This window comes from Clostridium felsineum DSM 794 (assembly GCF_002006355.2).
Lineage (GTDB): Bacteria > Bacillota > Clostridia > Clostridiales > Clostridiaceae > Clostridium_S > Clostridium_S felsineum.
This window is the reverse complement of record NZ_CP096980.1, coordinates 980,991-999,910: the sequence shown is the minus strand read 5'-3', so window position 1 is coordinate 999,910 and position 18,920 is coordinate 980,991. Positions and strand designations below refer to the sequence as shown.

The following is an 18,920-nucleotide window of genomic DNA, read 5'->3' as shown; positions in this document are numbered from 1 at the left end:
ACTAATTTTCAAAACATATTCTACTTTTTTTATTTTTGTCTTTACTTTTTAATAGTAATCGATTACTATATTGTTATAGAGGAGGAATTAATATGGATATTATAAATACCTTGCAAAATGAATTCAGCAAAATTTTTAATCACACTCATGAAAATGTTTTCTTTTCTCCTGGCAGAGTTAATCTTATAGGAGAACATACTGATTACAATGGTGGACATGTATTTCCTTGCGCTTTAACTATAGGAACTTATGGTTTAGTTTCAAAAAGAAACGATAACAAAGTTCTTGCATATTCATTAAATTTTGATAAATTAGGTATAATCGAATTTAATTTAGATGATTTAAAAAACTGTAAAAAAGATAATTGGGCAAACTATATTAAAGGTGTTATAGATACTTTTAAAAAACATGGTTACAATATAGAAAATGGTTTTGAAATTCTTTTCTATGGAAATATACCAAACGGCTCAGGCTTATCTTCCTCAGCTTCTATTGAGGTTTTAACTGGTACTATCTTAAATGATTTATTTAACTTAAATATAGACATGGTTGAAATAGTAAAAATGTGCCAAGCCGCAGAAAACAATTTTATAGGTGTTAACTGTGGAATAATGGATCAATTTTCAATCGGAATGGGTAAAGAAGATTGTGCAATTTTACTTGATTGCAGTACTTTACAATATACCTATAGCAAATTAGACATGACTGGTCACAAAATAGTCATAGGGAACACAAATAAAAAAAGAGGTCTTGCAGATTCAAAATATAATGAAAGACGCAGCGAATGTGAAGCTGCATTAAAAGACCTTCAAAAAGTTAAAAATATAAAATCTTTGGGTGAGCTTACTGAAGCTGAATTTGAAGAAATAAAAGGATACATCTCAAATCCTACACAATTAAAAAGAGCTAGACATGCAGTTTATGAAAATCAAAGAACTATAAAAGCTGTAGCAGCTCTTAATAAGAATGATCTTGCAACCTTCGGAAAACTTATGAATGAATCTCATATTTCTTTAAGAGATGATTACGAAGTTACAGGAATCGAATTAGATACTCTAGTTTCTTTAGCTTTAGAAGCAAAAGGTGTTATAGGTTCTAGAATGACGGGTGCTGGTTTTGGTGGCTGCACTGTCAGTATAGTTAAAGATGAAAACGTTAATGAATTTACAGAAAACATCAAAGTAAAATATAAAGAAAAAATCGGCTATGAACCAAGCTTTTACATTGTTGATATTGCCGATGGTGCTAAAAAATTAGTTTAATTTGAAAGGAATGATTTTTATGTCAATTTTAGTTTGCGGTGGTGCAGGTTATATTGGATCTCATACTGTACATGAATTAGTAGAAAATGGAGCAGAGGTTGTTATTGTCGATAATCTTCAAAGTGGACACTTACAAGCTGTAAATAAAAAAGCAAAATTCTATAAAGGTGATATACGTGATAGTGAATTTTTAGATAAGGTTTTTTCCGAAAACAAAATAGAAGCTATAATACATTTTGCTGCTAATTCTTTAGTCGGAGAAAGTATGCAAAAGCCTCTTCTTTATTTTAATAATAATGTATATGGTATGCAGATTTTATTAGAAAGCATGGTAAAACACAATATTAAAAATATAGTATTCTCTTCTACTGCTGCTGTATATGGCGAGCCAAAAAATATTCCTATTCTAGAAAACGATGCTACAAATCCAACTAACACTTATGGAGAAACAAAATTGACCATGGAAAAAATGATGAAATGGTCAAGCAAAGCTTACGGTATTAACTATGTAGCATTAAGATACTTTAACGTAGCTGGTGCACTAGATGACGGAAGTATTGGCGAAGATCACAACCCAGAAACACATTTAATACCTCTTATACTTCAAGTTCCACTTAAAAAGCGCCCATTTATAACTGTATTCGGAACAGATTACGCTACAGATGATGGTACATGTGTAAGAGACTATATACATGTTATTGATTTAGCTGATGCTCATATAAAGGCAGTTGAATATTTGAAAAACGGTGGAAGCAGTGATATATTTAACCTTGGTAACGGAATAGGCTTTAGCGTAAAAGAAATGATTGATGCAGCTAAAGATGTTACAAAACAAGATATTAAAGTTGAATATGGTGAAAGACGTTCTGGAGATCCAGCTAAACTAGTTGCTTCAAGCGAAAAAGCAAGAAAAGTTTTAGGTTGGTCACCAAAATTCACAAATGTTAAAGATATAATAAAGGATGCTTGGAATTGGCACGAAACTCATCCAAATGGTTTTGAAGACTAGGAGGCTTTAAAATGATTAATTTTGAAATAAATAGACTTTTAAATTTTTCTCTAAAAAAAGGTCTTATATATGAAGAAGATAAAATTTACTCTTCTAACATGCTTGCAGGTCTATTTAAATTAGATAATTTCTATTTTGAGGAAGTTAATGAAGCTTTAGATACTGCTACACCTATTTTAGAAAATTTATTAGCTTATGCAGTAGAAAACAATTTTATAGCTGACACAACAACTGAAAGAGATTTGTTTGATACTCAAATAATGAATTGCGTTATGCCAAGACCTTCTGAGGTTATAAAAGCTTTTAATACAAAACTCAAAGAGTCTCCTGAATGCGCTACTGATTATTACTACAATTTAGCCATTGCTTCAAACTACGTAAGAAAAGATAGAATTAATAAAAATATGACTTGGAAAACAGCTACAGAGTATGGAGATTTAGATATAACAATAAACTTGTCAAAACCTGAAAAAGACCCAAAGGATATTATGCGTGCAAGATTATTTAAATCAACTTCATATCCAAAATGTCTTTTATGCAAAGAAAATGAGGGCTTTTACGGAAATATAAATCATCCTGCAAGACAAACTATCAGGATAATTCCCTTAGAATTAAATAAAAATAACTTTTTTATGCAGTATTCTCCCTATACTTACTATAATGAACATTGTATAATATTAAATAGTGAACATATTCCTATGAAAATAAATAGAACTACTTTTGGAAATCTTTTAGCTTTCATAGATATTTTGCCTCACTATTTTGCTGGTTCCAATGCAGACCTTCCTATTGTAGGCGGTTCTATACTATCACATGATCATTATCAAGGTGGAAGATATACTTTTGCAATGGAAAAAGCACCTATAGAAAAGGCTTACAGCATAAAAGGCTATGAAGATGTAAAAATAGGAAGAGTTAAATGGCCTATGTCCGTAGTTAGAATTTCTTCAACTGATAAAAATAAGCTTATTGATTTAGCTGAACATATATTAAATACTTGGAGAAATTATTCAGATGAAGAGCACGATATACTAAGCCATTCTGAAAATGAACCTCATAATACGATAACACCTATTGCTAGAAGACGAAATGATGAATATGAACTAGATTTAGTTCTTAGAAATAATAGAACAAGTGAAAAATATCCTCTTGGAATTTTCCATCCTCATAACGAAGTTCATCACATAAAAAAAGAAAATATAGGTCTTATCGAGGTAATGGGTTTAGCTGTTCTTCCTGCTAGATTAAAAACAGAATTAGCTTTAATAAAGGAAAATTTAATATCAAATAAAGCTGATATTTCTACTATAGATCAAATTTCAAAGCACAGTGATTGGTACAAATATCTACTAACTACTTACAAAAATATCACAGAAGAAAACGCTGACGATATTCTACAAAGAGAAGTTGGTATTAAATTCTTAGAAGTATTAACTAATGCAGGTGTGTATAAACGAGATTCAAGCGGTCTTTCCGCTTTCGATAAATTTATTAATATATTATAAGGTGATGAGATTATGAAAGCAACTATACTTGAAGTAGCTGACAGAGCAAACGTGTCTGTAGCTACAGTTTCTAGGGTAATGAATAACAATTATCCTGTAAAAGCAGAAACACGTGAAAAGGTACTTAAAGCAATAAAAGAATTAAATTATATACCAAACATGCAGGCACGTGAATTAACTCAAAAAAAATCTGCTACTATCGGTATAGTTTCTCCAAGCATAAGCAACATGTTTTTTACCGAGGTTATTAAAGGTATAGAGAGTTATTTACGTGATAAATCTCTATCTCTTCTATTAACCTGCACTAATGACGATGCTGATGAAGAACAAAAATGTATAACTAATTTAGTATCAAGAAATGTATCCGGTATAATAGTAATCAGTCCTAATACTCTTAATGTAAAATCCGGCTTCTATGATGATATATCAGATAACATGCCTCTTGTTTTTATTAACAGTTACCATGTGGATTCCAATATTTCTTGTGTTTCCAATGATGAATCTATGGGTGCTAATATAGCTCTAAACTATTTGTTAAAAAACAATCACAAAGAAATTCTCTTTGTTAGAGGTAAAGATAGTTATTCATATGATATAAAAGAAGAAGTATATACAAAAAACATGAAGGAATTAGGTCTTTTTAACACTAAAAATATTATCAACATAGGCAACGGAAATAGTAGCGATACTGTGGATAACACCACTGAGGTTTTTCTTAAACTACTAAAAACTACTAAAGCAACTGCTGCTTTTGCCTGTAATGATCTTATGGCAGTTGGTATATTAAATGCTTGTAAGCGCTTAAATTTAGTTGTACCACAAGACTTTTCTATAATTGGCTATGATGATATATCCTTGAGCAAATTTGTGGAACCTAAACTAACAACTGTTGATCAAAACATGTTTCTTCTTGGAACTAATGCTGCAACCTTATTAATAGAAAAAATTGATTGTGATAATAAATATAGTAAAAGAATAATATTAAATAATTATATAGTTGAAAGGGATACTGTAAGCTCTATATAGCTTCAGTTTCCTTAATTAAAAATTTCAAGGAGGTTTTTTTTATTATGTCCATTACTAAAGCTTTATTTGGCAAAACAAAGAACAATGAAACAATTGATATATTCACTCTTTCAAACTCAAATGGTGTTAGTGTTCAAGTTATAAATTATGGAGCAACTATAGTTTCTATAAAAACACCTGATAAGGATGGAAATTTAGGTGATATCGTTTTCGGCTATGATAACGTTTCCTCTTATGAAGATTGCGATAAATATATAGGTGCAACCTTAGGTAGATGCGCTAATAGAATAAAAAATGGTAAATTTACATTAGAAGACGTAGAATATTCTTTAGCTACTAATAATCATCCAAATCACTTACATGGTGGTATTAAAGGTTTTAACAAAGTTGTATGGCAAGCTTCTATGGATGAAGCTAAAGAACTTTTAGAGCTTTCATACCTAAGTAAGGATGGAGAAGAAGGTTATCCAGGAAATCTAAAGGTTACAATTACTTATACTTTATCAGAAGATAATTCTTTTAAAATAAACTATAAAGCAGTAACTGATAAAACAACTATAGTTAACCTTTCTAATCATTCTTATTTCAACTTAACAGCTAATCCTAATATAAGTCCTTTAAATCATGAATTAGTAATTAATGCGGATAGCTTTACTGAAATAGACGATACTTTTGCTCCAAACGGTAAACTAATTGATGTAGCTAAAACACCTATGGATTTCAAAAAATCAAAAGCTGTTATAAATGACATTAAAAGTGACTTTCCTCAACTTGTTTTAGCTAATGGTTATGATCATAACTTTGTATTAAATTCTAAGGGTGATATTAACGTTTTAGCTGCAAAATTAACTGAAGAAACTACTGGAAGAAGTCTTGAGGTTTACACTACAATGCCTTGTATGCAATTTTATAGTTCAAACTTTCTTGATGGGACAAACATAGGCAAGAATGGCTTTCACTATGAACAAAGAGCTGCTCTTTGCTTTGAAACACAATATGCACCAAATGCTATAAACCTACCTTCCTTCACTTCTCCTATTTTAAAGAAAGGCGAAGAATACAACCAAAGTACAATATTTAAGTTCTCTACTTTATAAAATTTAAAGGCAAAGCTTGATATGCAGCTTTGCCTTTAATCAATAAATCTACTCAAATTTTTTACGCTTATAAATAACTCTAAAAAGAATAATAGGAAGTATGATCCAAATAATCATTATTATCAAACTTTGTGGTGAACTAAAAATCCCCTTTCCTTCAATAATATTTCCTAATAACAAATCCATGGCTGATATACCACATAGACTTGATATCCTTGATAGTACCGAATTTAAGCTTCCGCCAAGTGTAACAATGTATATCAAAAGCATTATTATTATAGATACGAACATAGCTTCTGATTGATTTCTACATACAAATCCAATTAGTGCACCAATTAAAGTAACCGAAAGAAGTGAAATAAATATTATTAGGATAATTTCAATAAAAGCTATAAAATTTAGTTTAAATATATTCAATACCGAAAGTATATTTGCAAATAATGCAAAAAATATAAATGGCAAAACCTTACCCATCAAAAATTCAAAAGAATTTACAGAATAAAGTATTAGCACATCCAAAGTATGTTTTTCTTTTTCTTCAATAATAAGATATGGCATTAAAATTATTCCTAAAAAAGTGATTCCCGAATTTATACACAAATCTATCTTAAATAAAACTTCCTTAAATACACTTCCATAAAATATGGATGTTAAAAACGGCAAAAATAATGCTATTATTATAATAGGATTTTTATCATAATCCTTTAATTCTTTACTGATTAATGCTTTAATTGTTCTTTTACAGGCTTTCATATTATCACCACCATATCTAATATAGTTTTTTCTTTTTGTATATATAAGTAAATATAATTAAAGGAACAATCAGCCAAAGGCCTATCACAAATAAACTATACCCTGAATAAAAAAATCCCTTTCCTTCTAAAACATTTTTTATTATAAAATTCATATTTGAAATATTTATAAGACTATTGATATTAGAAAAAACTTCAAATGGTTGAAATTCTGGAAGTACCATAAATATTAACATGGACGGAAGTAAATATATCAAGCTCTGTATAGAATTTTGTGCTATAAAACCTATAATAGACATTACTATTAATTCGCTGATAGTTACTACAGAAATTAATATAAATAAGCCCGGAAGATATAATAATTTTACTCTAAATAAAATTAGCATAACGGTACTCATTAAAATAGATGTGCACATTACTAAAAAATTTTTACCAATAAAAAATTCTAAGGTGCTTATTCCTGAAAGCATCAATACACCTAAGGTTTTCTTCTCTTTCTCTTCTACAATATATGAAGCGCTAAAACTTGTGGCGGGCGCTGAAATGCACATAATTAAAATCATAGAAATTGCAACATAACTAGCTTTAAAATTACCATTTCTAGTTACTCCTCTAAAAAATACAGTTAAAAATAAAGGTCCTCCAATGAAAAATCCAAGTCCTAATAACGTTATTGGATTTCTTCTATAGTCTTGAAGCTCTTTTAAAAATATAGCTTTTATATGTCTAATACTTTTCTTCATGAAAGCTTCCTCCCTGTAACCTTGAGAAATATTTCTTCAATACTTGGCTCATAGGAATGTATTGATTCTAACTGCTCTGACTGAAGCCATAATTTTATTTTTTCCGCACTTTCAGCACTTTTACTTAAAGTTATCTTTCTGTCACTATTTTTAAGCCTAATTTGAATAACTGGTTTTGAATATTTTAATTTTAAATTCTCATGAGAATCCAGCTCAACAATAGCTCCATCGTTTAAAAATGCAATACGATCACAAAGTTTATCAGCTTCAGCCATATCATGAGTTGTTAGAAATATTGTGGTTCCTTCTGAGTTTATTTCCTTTAATAACTTATGGATTTCGTTTGATATTGATGGGTCTAATGAAGAAGTTGGTTCATCTAAAAATAACAATTCAGGCTTGTTTATTATAGATCTAGCTAAAACTAATCTTTGTTTCATTCCTTTGGAGAGTTTTTTTACAATTGTCCTTTTATCATTTCCTAGTCCAACTCTATCTAAAAGTTCTTCAATAGCTTCTTTTTTAGCACCACATATATCTACAAAAAGTTTCAGGTTGTCCCAAACTGTAAGTCTTTCATAAACACCACTATTATCACTTAAAATTCCAACTCTGCTTAATATACTTCTATTAAAAGAGTAAATATCTTGTCCAAGAACTACTGCTTTTCCTGATGTAGGAATAATCTGAGAGGTTAGTATTTTTATTGTTGTTGTTTTTCCTGCACCACTAGGCCCTAGCAGACCAAATATCTCATTCCTTTTAACTTCAAAATTAAGATTATTTAAAACCTCTTTATCCTTATATATTTTCTTAATATCTTTCATAACAATTATATTTTCCATAATTAGCACCCCTCTTCTAAAAACATAATGCATACACCTTATCTCCAATAAACATATTTTATAATAGCTTTACAAATTTTTGTAGTCCTTTAGGTAACTGACGGAATTACTTAAGTAACTTGATAATATAAAAAGTGCTGTAATATAAGTGTTTTATCACTAATTACAGCACCCCTAATTTATTTCTAAGAGCTTTTTAATATTCTATTTCATCAAAATTCACTAATGCTTTACTGTCTGATATTTTCTTAAACCAATAAGCACTTTTTTTAGCATATCTATTTTGAGTCTTAAAATCTACATAAAATAATCCATATCTTTTATTGTAGCCGTTACTCCAAGAAAGCACATCCATAAGTGACCATACAAAATATCCTTTTACATTAACTCCTTCACTTTTAGCTTGAAGTATAGCTTCTAAATGTTTATTTATATATTCTATACGTGGAGTATCATCAATTTTTCCATCCTCAAAATCATCCTTATAGCCCATCCCATTTTCAGTTACATATATTTTTTTATAGTTTGGATATTCATTTTTAATCCTAACTAACATATCATGAAGTCCCTTTGGATAAATTGGCCAATCCCAATCTGTTGTTGGTACCTCTGGATTATTAACACGCTCTCCTATACCTTTAAGTGCAAAAATACTTGTTCCTTTTTCCCCTGTGCCATTGTGGTGTATTCTACTTTCTCCTTCATAACCCTTTAAGAAGTGACTAGAATAATAATTCATCCCTAAGAAATCAATTTTTGAAGCTGCCTTTTTAAGTACTTCTAAATCACCCTCGTAAACCTTAAGTTCTCCACCATTTTTAGTCATTATTTCATTAATTGTGTCTTTTGTTTCTTCCGGATATTCCCCTTTAAAGCATGCATCAAGCATAAATTTGTTTGACAACATATAATCTAAGTAGGCCGCTCTTTTATCTTCCTTTGAATCAGTTATTGGGTATTTTCCTTCTAGTGTATGAACTATTCCTATTTCTCCTTTTAAATTCATACTTTTGTACAATTCAACTACTCTAGCATGTGCAACCATCATATTATGCATAGACTGTACTGCCTTTGGTATATCATACTTTACACTTGGTGGGAAGTTTCCTATTATATAACCATTTTGAGCAACTGCCCATGCTTCATTAAAGGTTATCCACTTCTTTACCCTATCTCCTAAAGCTTCAAAACACACCTTTGCAAATCTAACAAAATGCTCTATGTTATCTCTATTTAACCAATCTCCATTTTTAAATAAAGCTAACGGTGTATCAAAATGATGAAGCGTTACAAAAGGCTCAACCCCGTTTTCTATACATTCATCAATCAAATCACTATAGAACTTAAGTCCTTTAGGATTAATATCACCCACTCCATCTGGAATAACACGTGACCAAGCTATGGATACTCTTATTCCATTTACTCCAAACTTTCTCGAAAGCTGAAGATCTTCTTTATATTTATGATAAAAATCACTTGCAGCATCACCAGTAAATCTACCTTCTTTTTCAAGATATTCATCCCAAATACAAGGGCCTTTTCCGTCTTCTTTTGTAGCTCCTTCTGCCTGATAAGCTGCTGTTGCCCCTCCAAATATAAAGTCTTCTCCAAAGTTATTCATCATTACTTCCCTTCTTTCTAACCATTTATTATATCTAATGCAAACTTTAGTGCTCCAACAGGATCTCTAGTTAATTTTACATACTCTTTACCTGTTGTTGTTGCTGATTTAGTTCCCTTAGATGAACAATCAGCTTTTAATTCCTCATACATAGATGCCATTTGAGGTGCTAATATAATAAGATCATAATCTGATATTACATCCTTATGTTGACCATAAGCCATAGCTATAGATTCTACATTTATACCTTCCTGTTTTGCTCCCTTAGTTATAGCATTTGCAAGCATACTACTTGTAGCTCCACTAGCACAAAGCACTAATACTAACTGTTTTTTATCTATTTTACTTTCTATTTTAACTTTTTCTACTGGTTTTTCCTCTAATTTTACTACTGGTTTTTCTTTACTTATTTCATTGAGTTCATTTTTTGCTCTTTCTGCCTCTTCAATCACTAGCTCCCTATCGTAAACTTTAAAGAATGGATAGTACATAACAAAATCTACTACTAATAAAAGAGGTGCTAATATAAATGCCAATTTTGCAAATCCTGTACCTAATATCAAACCTATTGGTGCTGGTGTTGTCCATGGAATTATATAAATAAAGCCGCTCATTCCTAAGTTATCTATAAAGAATTTAAATATCCATACATTAAATATTGGGGTTAGTATAAATGGTACAAAGAATATTGGATTAAGTACAATTGGTGCTCCAAATAAGATTGGTTCATTTACCGCAAAGCACACAGGAATTATTGATGTTCTACCTACTGCCTTTAGCTGCTTAGATCTAGCTAAGAAAGCAAACATAACCGTTAACATCAAAGTAGCACCAGTACCTCCAATTGTTGCTATAAAATATGAAGTTCCATGAGTTAATACATATGATGCATGTTGACCTGCTTGATGTAACTTTAAGTTAGCTTCAACATTTGCAATATATATAGCTGTTACTGCTGGTTCTACAATAGATGGTCCGTGAATACCTACAAACCAGAACATTGCCATGGCTCCATATATTATAGCTAAGCCAACATATCCATCTGCTGCTGAAAATAAAGGTTTTAAAACATCTAAAATCCACGCACTGAAAACTTCTCCTGTAACTTGTCTGAATACTAAGTCAAATAACCAGAAGAATAAAACGGAGGCTGCTAGAGGAATTAAGTCTTCAAAGGTTTGTGCAACATTGTGTGGTACTTCATCTGGAAGTTTTATTGTTACATTATTTTTTACAAATAGCTTATATATGTTAGGAACTATAAAAGCAACTACAAATGCTGATAATAGACCTTTTGTTCCCATAAAATCGCTAGAAAATCCGCCCTTAACAGGTTGTACCGCTATTAGAAGAAAACATATAATGGATACAATCATTACTGACACGTTATTAATCTGTCTTAATTTAGGTAACTTACCGTTAATATTATCCGTTAAACTCTTAGCAATAGTGGCTACCATTAGAACTGCTAATATTCCCATAGAATAGTTATAAGCCTTCATAAGTATATCGTTAACATTAGTTGGCCAATAAAAACCCCATGCATTTGGAACACATGCTATAAGTAAAAAAATACTTGAAAACAGAATAACTGGCATGCAGCTTAGAAATCCATCTCGTATGGCCCTAAGATAAGGGTTATTAGACACTTTTTCAAAGAAAGGTTTCATTTTTTCAATTAGTGCGATTAATTTTTTCATCGAAATTCCTCCTATTTTTTATTATAAATTATTAAATGAACATACAAATTCACCCAATAAAAATATATCCCCTATTAATTTACTTTTTTATATAGACTAATTAGATTTTTTACAAGATCTCTTAAAAGCATTACTGTCATTAGATGATCTTGTGCATGTACAACTAAAAATCCTACCTCTATTTTTTCACCTTGAGCCTCCATTTGAATCATTTTTGTTTGTACGTTATGTGCTTCAAGTATAAGTTCGTTACCTTCCTCTACTAATTTTCCTGCCTTATCATATTCTTTATTATTTGCTGCATTTAAAGCCTCCAAATATTTTGATCTTGCATCTCCTGCATAAGCAACTATCTCCATTGTTGTTAATTCTAATTCTTCCTTATTCATAATAATATTCCTCCACCTTTATAATTTTTTAATCATTTTAATTTATCTATTGAATTGTTTATTATAGTACAATATTTAGAATACTTATTTTTTATTGTCTTATCCAACTTTGAATCTGTAACTAAAGCAGTTATTTCTTCAAGCTTATACAAAGTATAGAAGTCTTGTCTCTCAATTTTACTTGAGTCACAAACCAAGTATCTTTCTACTGCATTATTCATTATTATTCTTTGCGATTGACCTTCTTCTTCATTGGAGGTCATTATGTTATTTCCCGAAACTCCATTTGCACCTATAAAAGCTAATTTAACTCTAATTTTTCTTAAAATTTCATCTGTAAAACTTCCAATAAAAGTACCTGTCTTACTTCTAAGCCTTCCACCAATTAAAATAAGCTCAAATCTATCATCATTTTTAAATTTTTCAAAAACATTAATACAATTAGTTATTATTTTTACTGGTGAAACATCAATATAATCGTAAATATATTCATTTGTTGTACCTGGTCCAATGTATACAATGTCATTTTCTTTTATAAGTGAAGCCGCTAATTTGGCAGCTTCAATTTTGCCATCAGCATTTATGTTTCTTTTTTCACTTGGCGAAAGTTCCTCAAATTTCATTTCACCTTTTGTTCTTGCTCCACCATATATCCTAATTAATTTCCCTTGTTCTTCTAAATATTTAAGATCTCTTCTAATTGTCATTTGCGTTGCTTTAAACTCTTTAGTTAAATCCACTACTCTAATTATTCCAAATCTATTTAAATCCTCAAGAATCATTTCATGCCTTTGTTCCTTTAACACATTTATCATCACCCCACATAAAAACATGGTATTTTACAATATTATTTCTTAATCACTTTTTATAATACTTTTGTTCTTTTATGTTGCTGTTTTCGTTTACATTTATATAATATATCTTTAGGTAAGGTTTGTCAATAATAATGTTGTAATATTTTTATTTGTTTCTTGTTCTACTTTTGTTTGATAAAATACCTTTTTTCAGTGTAAAAAAACTAAAACAATAAAAAATATTACATTTTTAAGATAAATCGTTTACATATATTCAAGTAGCTGTTATAATCTTGTTATAAAGTATTATAGTAGTAGTTTAACACTTTTTCCTTTTTTAAAAAAATATTACTATAAACACTTTAAAATAAACATAGAAAGCGCTTTCTATATCTCAGATAAAATTTAAAATTAGAACATATGGAGGGTTATTATTATGTTAAAAAAATTCACAAAAATACTTTCAGCTACTCTACTTTGTACTTCGTTATGCTTTAGTATAGCTTCATTTTCAATAAGTGCCAAAGCTTCTTCTAACTTTGCAAATGGTGCAGATATTGGTTGGTTAAATCAATTAGAAAATAACGGAGTAAAATGGCAGGATACAAATGGGAAACAAGGTGATGCCCTTGCTATATTAAAAAAACACGGCGTTAATTCTGTGAGATTACGTGTGTTTGTAAATCCGCCTTCTGACGCTCAATGGGTAAAAAGAGATGGCACAAAATGCCTTTTAGGTTATAGTGATACACAAAGTGTAATAAGCACTGCTAAAAGAGCTAAAAAATTAGGAATGAAGGTAATGATTGATTTTCATTATAGTGATCACTTTGCAGATCCAGCCTATCAAGACAAACCAACCGACTGGGTAACCGACGACTTTAATAAGCTTAAAAATGATGTTTATTCACATACATACTCTGTAATGTCAGCTCTTAGGAATGCTGGTATAACTCCTGATTGGGTTCAAGTTGGAAATGAAATTAATGGTGGTATGCTTTGGCCTGATGGAAGCAACTACAACTATACAAAATTATCACAATTAATAAATTCTGGCTACAATGCAATCAAAACTGTAAGCCCCTCTTCAAAGGTTGTAATTCATTTATCAAGTGGAGCAAATAACAGTCTTTACAGAACTTTCTTTGATGGTCTTACAAATGCTGGTGCACACTTTGACGTTATAGGTATGTCTTACTATCCTTACTGGGATAACACAGATTATACCAAAAATATTAATGCTCTAAGCTACAATTTGGATGACATGGCCTCTCGATATAATAAAGAGGTTATAATCTCTGAAACTGGTGGCCTAGAAAAAGATCCTAACAACACTTACGATATGCTTAAAGCTGTTATAAAAAAAGTCAAAGAAGTTCCAAATAAAAAAGGACTTGGTGTATTCTACTGGGAACCAGAAGCAAACTCAAGCGTTTTGCCTGATTCATATCCTTTAGGTACTACAACTAAGGTTTCTGATAACGTTTTAAAATTTACAAAAGCTATAAAAGCCTTTAAATAAACTCACTATAATAAAAGTCAGCAATTAAATGCTGACTTTTATTAGTTTATTTTCTCATAGTAATATTCTGTAAGTTCTTTGTAAATCTCTATTTCTTTTTCACCAAAAGCATTCAAATTATAGATTCCTCTATCTATTCTATCAAACCAACCATAATGATTACTGTACAAAATTGATGAGGTTTTTTTTGAATCTGTGCCAAGCTTTTTAAGCTGAGAAGGCGACATTGCTCCAAACTTTTTGAGGCAACAGGCTATAAAAATTGATTGTTCTCTATATGCTGTTACAAGCTTTTTATGAACACTTCCTCCAGAATTTAAATTCTTATGCCTACTTTTTATTTCATTAATTATTTTTTCCCGTTTCTTTTTATTTTTGCCTATACTCTTTTTTCTATCAAAGCTTTCTGGTTCTATTGCAATTTCAATAATTCCTTTATCACCTCTAAACGAAACCCATATAAGTCCAAGCTCTAACCGCCTTATCAAATGGTACATATCCCTTAAATTAGAATTCATCTTAATTTTTTTAGGTTTCAAAACAGCTATATAAACAAGATCTGCTGTTTTTTGTCTCTTTACAGCTTGTGATAAAAGCCTTACCGTTAAATTCTTTTTAAGTTCAATAACTATTAGCACATCTTCTTTTATTGCTGTTACATCGCAATCTTCAACTTCACTTCTAACTACGTATCCTTCACTTATAAAAAAATCTTCAATGGGTTTGGAGAGTTTTTCTTCCCTTATATCTTCAGTAACCATATTAACACCTCTAAGCTAATTATAGTATATATTATAATACAACTGACCTATTAGCTTAAAATTTATTTCTAGTCTTCTCTTAGTATATTAACGTCCTTACCTTCCATAACCTTGTTCATATTTCTAACTGCGCACATTTTACCACACATAGTACATGTATCAGGATCTTCAGGCACAGATTCTTTTCTATATCTTATTGCCTTTTCTTTATCTATAGATAAATCAAACATAGCTTTCCAATCTAGTTTTTGTCTAGCCTCTGCCATTTTATTATCCCACTCTCTAGCTCCTTTTACATTTTTAGCAATATCCGCAGCATGTGCCGCAATTTTTGATGCTATAATACCTTCTTTCATATCTTCAACATTTGGAAGTCTTAAATGCTCTGCTGGTGTAACATAGCATAAAAAGTCTGCTCCACTTGCTGCTGCAATAGCCCCTCCTATGGCACTAGTTATGTGATCATATCCTGGTGCTATATCTGTAACAATAGGTCCTAATACATAAAATGGTGCTCCATGACAAAGCTTCTTTTCAATAATCATATTTGACTGTATTTCATTTATAGCCATATGCCCTGGTCCTTCTACCATAACCTGTACATTTCTTCCCCACGCTCTTTTAGTAAGTTCTCCAAGCTTTATAAGTTCTGTTATTTGACTAGCATCCGTAGAATCATCTATACATCCCGGTCTGCAAGCATCTCCAAGACTTATAGTTACATCATACTTTTCACATATATCAAGCACTTTATCATAATATTCATAGAATGGATTTTCTTTATTGTTTAATTCCATCCATGCATATAATAAAGAGCCTCCCCTTGAAACTATATTCATAGTTCTTTTATTTCTTTTAAAAATTTCTGCTGTTTCTCTATTTATTCCAGCATGAATAGTCATGAAATCTACACCATCTTTAGCTTGTTTCTCTACAACTTTTATCATTTCTTCTGCAGTTATATCTTTAAGTTCTTTATCATAAAATCCAATTGCATCATATATAGGCACTGTACCTATCATTGCTTTTGACATACCTATTAATTTTTTTCTAAACTCCTCTGTTTTTCCAAAGGAACTTAAATCCATGATTGCTTCTGCCTTCATATCTATAGCTACTATCGCCTTTTTTATCTCCATATCTAGATTTTGGCAATCTTTAGATATACCTAAATTTACATTTATCTTTGTTTTTAAGCCTTGTCCAACACCCTCAGCACTTATAGCCTTGTGATTTTTATTAGCTGGTATAACTATTTTTCCTTCTGCCATTAAACTTTTTAATTCATCAATATCCATTTTCTCTTTTTCTGCAACAATTTTCATTTCCTCTGTTGTAATATTTTTTTTTGCTGCATCCATTTGTGTTGTGTAATCCATAATATACTCTCCTTTTAATTTTATATTAGGATTCAGTTACATCATAAAATAAAAAAGCTCACCAAACGGCAAGCTCAAAAAACTTATATAACATATAATATAATGTACTGCTTCCCTACGGTAGTGTTAACTACATCAAGTTCAAAGGGTTGGACTTATCCTCTCAGCCTATTTTTTAGTTATATTATACATAATCCCTAAAAAGGCACCCCTAGCTAAAATATATTTAATTTTCCTTAATTATAGCACTTAACTACGTCTCATATCAAGTATATATTTTATAAAAGAAATTATTAAGAAAATTTAAAGTGATTTTTAAGTTTTATAGTATATAATATAAGCTATATGGAAATATAATCATTGGCAGGTATATTTTATTAATATAGTATTTCCCTAAGCAAATAACTTTCAAAGGAGATTTATTTATGCTCACAATTAATATGTTATCATCAGCAGAAAAAGTTAAAGGTCAAGGTGTTATGTCTGCATATATTGAACAAGTTAATTTAGTAAAAAATGAACTCAATTCAGAGTTTGAGGTTAATATAAATAAATTTAAATTCTGTGACATAACACACTATCATACAATAGACTTTAAATTTTTTCTTAGTATACCCTTTTTTAAAATTAAGGGACCTACTGTAGCATATGTACATTTTGTACCTGAAACTATTGAAGACAGCCTAAAACTGCCGCTTTTAGTAAAAAAAATATTTTATAAATACATAATATGGTTTTATAAAAAGGTCGATTATTTAGTCGTAGTAAATCCCTATTTTATAGACGTGCTTCAAAACTATGGAATAGAAAAATCAAAAGCAACCTATATACCAAACTTTGTTTCAGAAGATAATTTTTATAGATGCACAGAAGAAAAGAGACTATCCTTTAAAAAATCTTTTGGCATTCCACTTGATAAATTTATAGTATTAGGGGTAGGCCAAGTGCAAACTAGAAAAGGTGTTCTAGATTTTATAGAAACCGCAAAAAAGCTTCCTGATATTCAGTTTGTATGGGCGGGTGGATTTTCTTTCGGCAGCATAACAGAAGGCTATGCAGAACTAAAGGAAATAGTAAAAAATCCTCCTAATAATGTAAAGTTTTTAGGAATTATTGATAGAGAAAAAATGAACTCTCTCTACAATACAGCAGATTTGATGTTTTTACCTTCTTACAATGAACTATTTCCCATGTCTATCTTAGAAGCACTGTCATTAAAAATTCCTGTTCTTCTAAGGGATATAGATATATATAAAGTTATACTATTTGATTATTATTTAAAAGGAAGTAATACTAATGAATTTTCTAGTATAATAAGAAATCTTAAAAATGATAATACTATGTATAATAAATGGAGTGAAAATTCCGCACGTTGTCATGATTTTTATTCAAAAGAACACGTTTTAACACAATGGAAATCTTTCTATAACAAAATATATTATAAAAAAAATAAAATTTAGGAGTAATAAAATTAATGGGAAACAAAATCTTGAACTTAATTGTAGTAATATTATGTGCTGGTATATTTTTATCTTTTTTCATTTTTAACAAAAGCTCTAGTTCGTTAGCTACTATAGTTTCTAAATTAGATATGCATTGGATAATTATAGCTTTAATTTTCATGCTTATATTTTGGCTACTTGAATCTATTATACTTCATATTATAACTACAATAATTCACAAATCAAAGAACCTTTTTACCAAGTCAATAAAATTTGCCATGATAGGACAATTCTGGGGTTCCATTACTCCTTTTGCTTCTGGAAGTCAGCCCGCTCAATTTTACGCTATGACGGAGTATGGTATTCCAGGTGCTAGCGCTAGTTCTATATTAATGATTAAATTTATAGTTCATCAGACAGTGTTTACAATATACTCTATATTAGTTGTACTATTAAAATTCAACTATTTTAGAGGCAATATAAAGTATTTTACCTACTTTTGGGTTGTAGGCTTTACTTTTAACACTTTAATTATTATAGTAGCATGTTCATTTTTAATAAATCATAACTTAACAGAAAAAGTTCTTCACATTATAATATCATTACTTGGAAAAGTTAAAATAATAAAAAATCCTGAAAAACGCTTTAAAAAAATACAAGAAGGGTTAGTTAACTTTCATAAAAATTCATCTATAATATGGAACAACAAAATTGTATGCCTTAATGCCTGCATACTTACTTTCATTCAGTGGACAATATACTATTCAATTCCATATTGTGTTTACAGAAGCTTCGGGTTTAACTCAGCTAATATTTTTACTATGATATCAGCTCAGGTTTTTTTAACAATAATTATGTCTTGTATTCCACTTCCCGGCGGTGAGGGTGGTGCTGAAGGCGGTTTCTTTTTGATTTTCAAGTTGTTTTTCCCTCAAAAAATGATTCTATCGGCTATATTAATTTGGAGAATACTTTCTTACTATTCATGTATTTTATCTGGAAGCTTATTTTCCATGCTTTCATCAAAAAATGATAAAGATAAGGCAACATCTTCATCCTAAAAAAAATTTTCA

The 18,920-nt window shown here is 30.0% G+C and carries 17 protein-coding genes and 1 riboswitch; of the genes, 8 read left to right on the top strand and 9 right to left on the bottom strand.

Annotation, left to right across the window (positions count from 1 at the left end; genetic code table 11):
- Nucleotides 1-92 precede the first annotated feature (92 nt).
- The 5 genes from CLFE_RS04780 to CLFE_RS04760 are packed head-to-tail and all read left to right on the top strand — an operon-like array spanning nt 93 to nt 5,899.
- Nucleotides 93-1,262: a galactokinase gene (locus CLFE_RS04780; RefSeq protein ID WP_077892458.1), complete on the top strand. Its 1,170-nt coding sequence runs from the start codon at nt 93-95 to the stop codon at nt 1,260-1,262.
- Between the two features lie 19 nt (nt 1,263-1,281).
- A complete protein-coding gene (galE, locus tag CLFE_RS04775) occupies nt 1,282-2,271 on the top strand; it encodes a UDP-glucose 4-epimerase GalE (RefSeq protein ID WP_077832161.1) in 990 nt (329 codons plus the stop codon).
- A gap of 11 nt (nt 2,272-2,282) precedes the next feature.
- A complete protein-coding gene (gene galT / locus CLFE_RS04770; protein ID WP_077892457.1) occupies nt 2,283-3,776 on the top strand; it encodes a UDP-glucose--hexose-1-phosphate uridylyltransferase in 1,494 nt (497 codons plus the stop codon).
- A 12-nt stretch (nt 3,777-3,788) separates the two neighbouring features.
- On the top strand, nt 3,789-4,802 hold the full coding sequence (locus CLFE_RS04765) for a LacI family DNA-binding transcriptional regulator (protein WP_077832163.1): 1,014 nt from the start codon (nt 3,789-3,791) through the stop codon (nt 4,800-4,802).
- A gap of 44 nt (nt 4,803-4,846) precedes the next feature.
- Entirely contained in the window at nt 4,847-5,899 is a 1,053-nt protein-coding gene (locus CLFE_RS04760) for an aldose epimerase family protein (protein WP_077892456.1), read from the top strand.
- A gap of 48 nt (nt 5,900-5,947) precedes the next feature.
- On the opposite strand, the gene CLFE_RS04755 is transcribed toward CLFE_RS04760, so the two are convergent.
- From CLFE_RS04755 to CLFE_RS04725, 7 genes are all read right to left on the bottom strand, one after another.
- Complete coding sequence (locus CLFE_RS04755; protein ID WP_077892455.1) at nt 5,948-6,652, bottom strand: ABC transporter permease; 705 nt, start codon at nt 6,650-6,652, stop codon at nt 5,948-5,950.
- Nucleotides 6,653-6,668: 16 nt separating this feature from the next.
- The gene (locus CLFE_RS04750; RefSeq protein WP_077892454.1) at nt 6,669-7,394 is read right to left on the bottom strand and encodes an ABC-2 transporter permease; all 726 of its coding nucleotides are present in this window, start codon (nt 7,392-7,394) and stop codon (nt 6,669-6,671) included.
- Complete coding sequence (locus CLFE_RS04745) at nt 7,391-8,239, bottom strand: ABC transporter ATP-binding protein (protein WP_077892552.1); 849 nt, start codon at nt 8,237-8,239, stop codon at nt 7,391-7,393. The genes CLFE_RS04750 and CLFE_RS04745 overlap by 4 nt, the downstream gene beginning before the upstream one ends.
- A gap of 196 nt (nt 8,240-8,435) precedes the next feature.
- Entirely contained in the window at nt 8,436-9,860 is a 1,425-nt protein-coding gene (lacG, locus tag CLFE_RS04740; protein WP_077892453.1) for a 6-phospho-beta-galactosidase, read from the bottom strand.
- 17 nt (nt 9,861-9,877) lie between these two features.
- Entirely contained in the window at nt 9,878-11,560 is a 1,683-nt protein-coding gene (locus CLFE_RS04735) for a lactose-specific PTS transporter subunit EIIC (RefSeq protein WP_077892452.1), read from the bottom strand.
- Nucleotides 11,561-11,634: 74 nt separating this feature from the next.
- Entirely contained in the window at nt 11,635-11,949 is a 315-nt protein-coding gene (locus CLFE_RS04730; protein WP_077832169.1) for a PTS lactose/cellobiose transporter subunit IIA, read from the bottom strand.
- A gap of 32 nt (nt 11,950-11,981) precedes the next feature.
- Nucleotides 11,982-12,755, bottom strand: a complete 774-nt coding sequence (locus tag CLFE_RS04725; protein WP_169850877.1) for a DeoR/GlpR family DNA-binding transcription regulator — start codon at nt 12,753-12,755, stop codon at nt 11,982-11,984.
- A gap of 424 nt (nt 12,756-13,179) precedes the next feature.
- Here CLFE_RS04725 and CLFE_RS04720 point away from each other — a divergent pair, with 424 nt between their 5' ends.
- Nucleotides 13,180-14,265, top strand: coding sequence for a glycoside hydrolase family 53 protein (locus tag CLFE_RS04720; protein WP_077892451.1), 1,086 nt, complete (start codon nt 13,180-13,182; stop codon nt 14,263-14,265).
- A gap of 41 nt (nt 14,266-14,306) precedes the next feature.
- On the opposite strand, the gene CLFE_RS04715 is transcribed toward CLFE_RS04720, so the two are convergent.
- Together CLFE_RS04715 and thiC are read right to left on the bottom strand one after the other, a co-directional pair.
- Nucleotides 14,307-15,026 (bottom strand): DUF2161 family putative PD-(D/E)XK-type phosphodiesterase, encoded by a 720-nt coding sequence (locus tag CLFE_RS04715; protein ID WP_077892450.1) that lies wholly within the window; start codon nt 15,024-15,026, stop codon nt 14,307-14,309.
- Nucleotides 15,027-15,094: 68 nt separating this feature from the next.
- Nucleotides 15,095-16,405 carry a phosphomethylpyrimidine synthase ThiC gene (thiC, locus tag CLFE_RS04710; RefSeq protein ID WP_077892449.1) on the bottom strand — a complete coding sequence of 437 codons (1,311 nt, stop codon included), beginning with the start codon at nt 16,403-16,405 and terminating at the stop codon, nt 15,095-15,097.
- A 95-nt stretch (nt 16,406-16,500) separates the two neighbouring features.
- Nucleotides 16,501-16,628: riboswitch (TPP riboswitch) on the bottom strand.
- A gap of 202 nt (nt 16,629-16,830) precedes the next feature.
- Here thiC and CLFE_RS04705 point away from each other — a divergent pair.
- Both CLFE_RS04705 and CLFE_RS04700 read left to right on the top strand, forming a co-directional pair.
- Nucleotides 16,831-17,865 carry a glycosyltransferase family 4 protein gene (locus CLFE_RS04705; protein ID WP_139356078.1) on the top strand — a complete coding sequence of 345 codons (1,035 nt, stop codon included), beginning with the start codon at nt 16,831-16,833 and terminating at the stop codon, nt 17,863-17,865.
- 14 nt (nt 17,866-17,879) lie between these two features.
- Complete coding sequence (locus CLFE_RS04700) at nt 17,880-18,908, top strand: lysylphosphatidylglycerol synthase transmembrane domain-containing protein (protein WP_077892448.1); 1,029 nt, start codon at nt 17,880-17,882, stop codon at nt 18,906-18,908.
- The last annotated feature ends 12 nt before the right edge of the window (nt 18,909-18,920 follow it).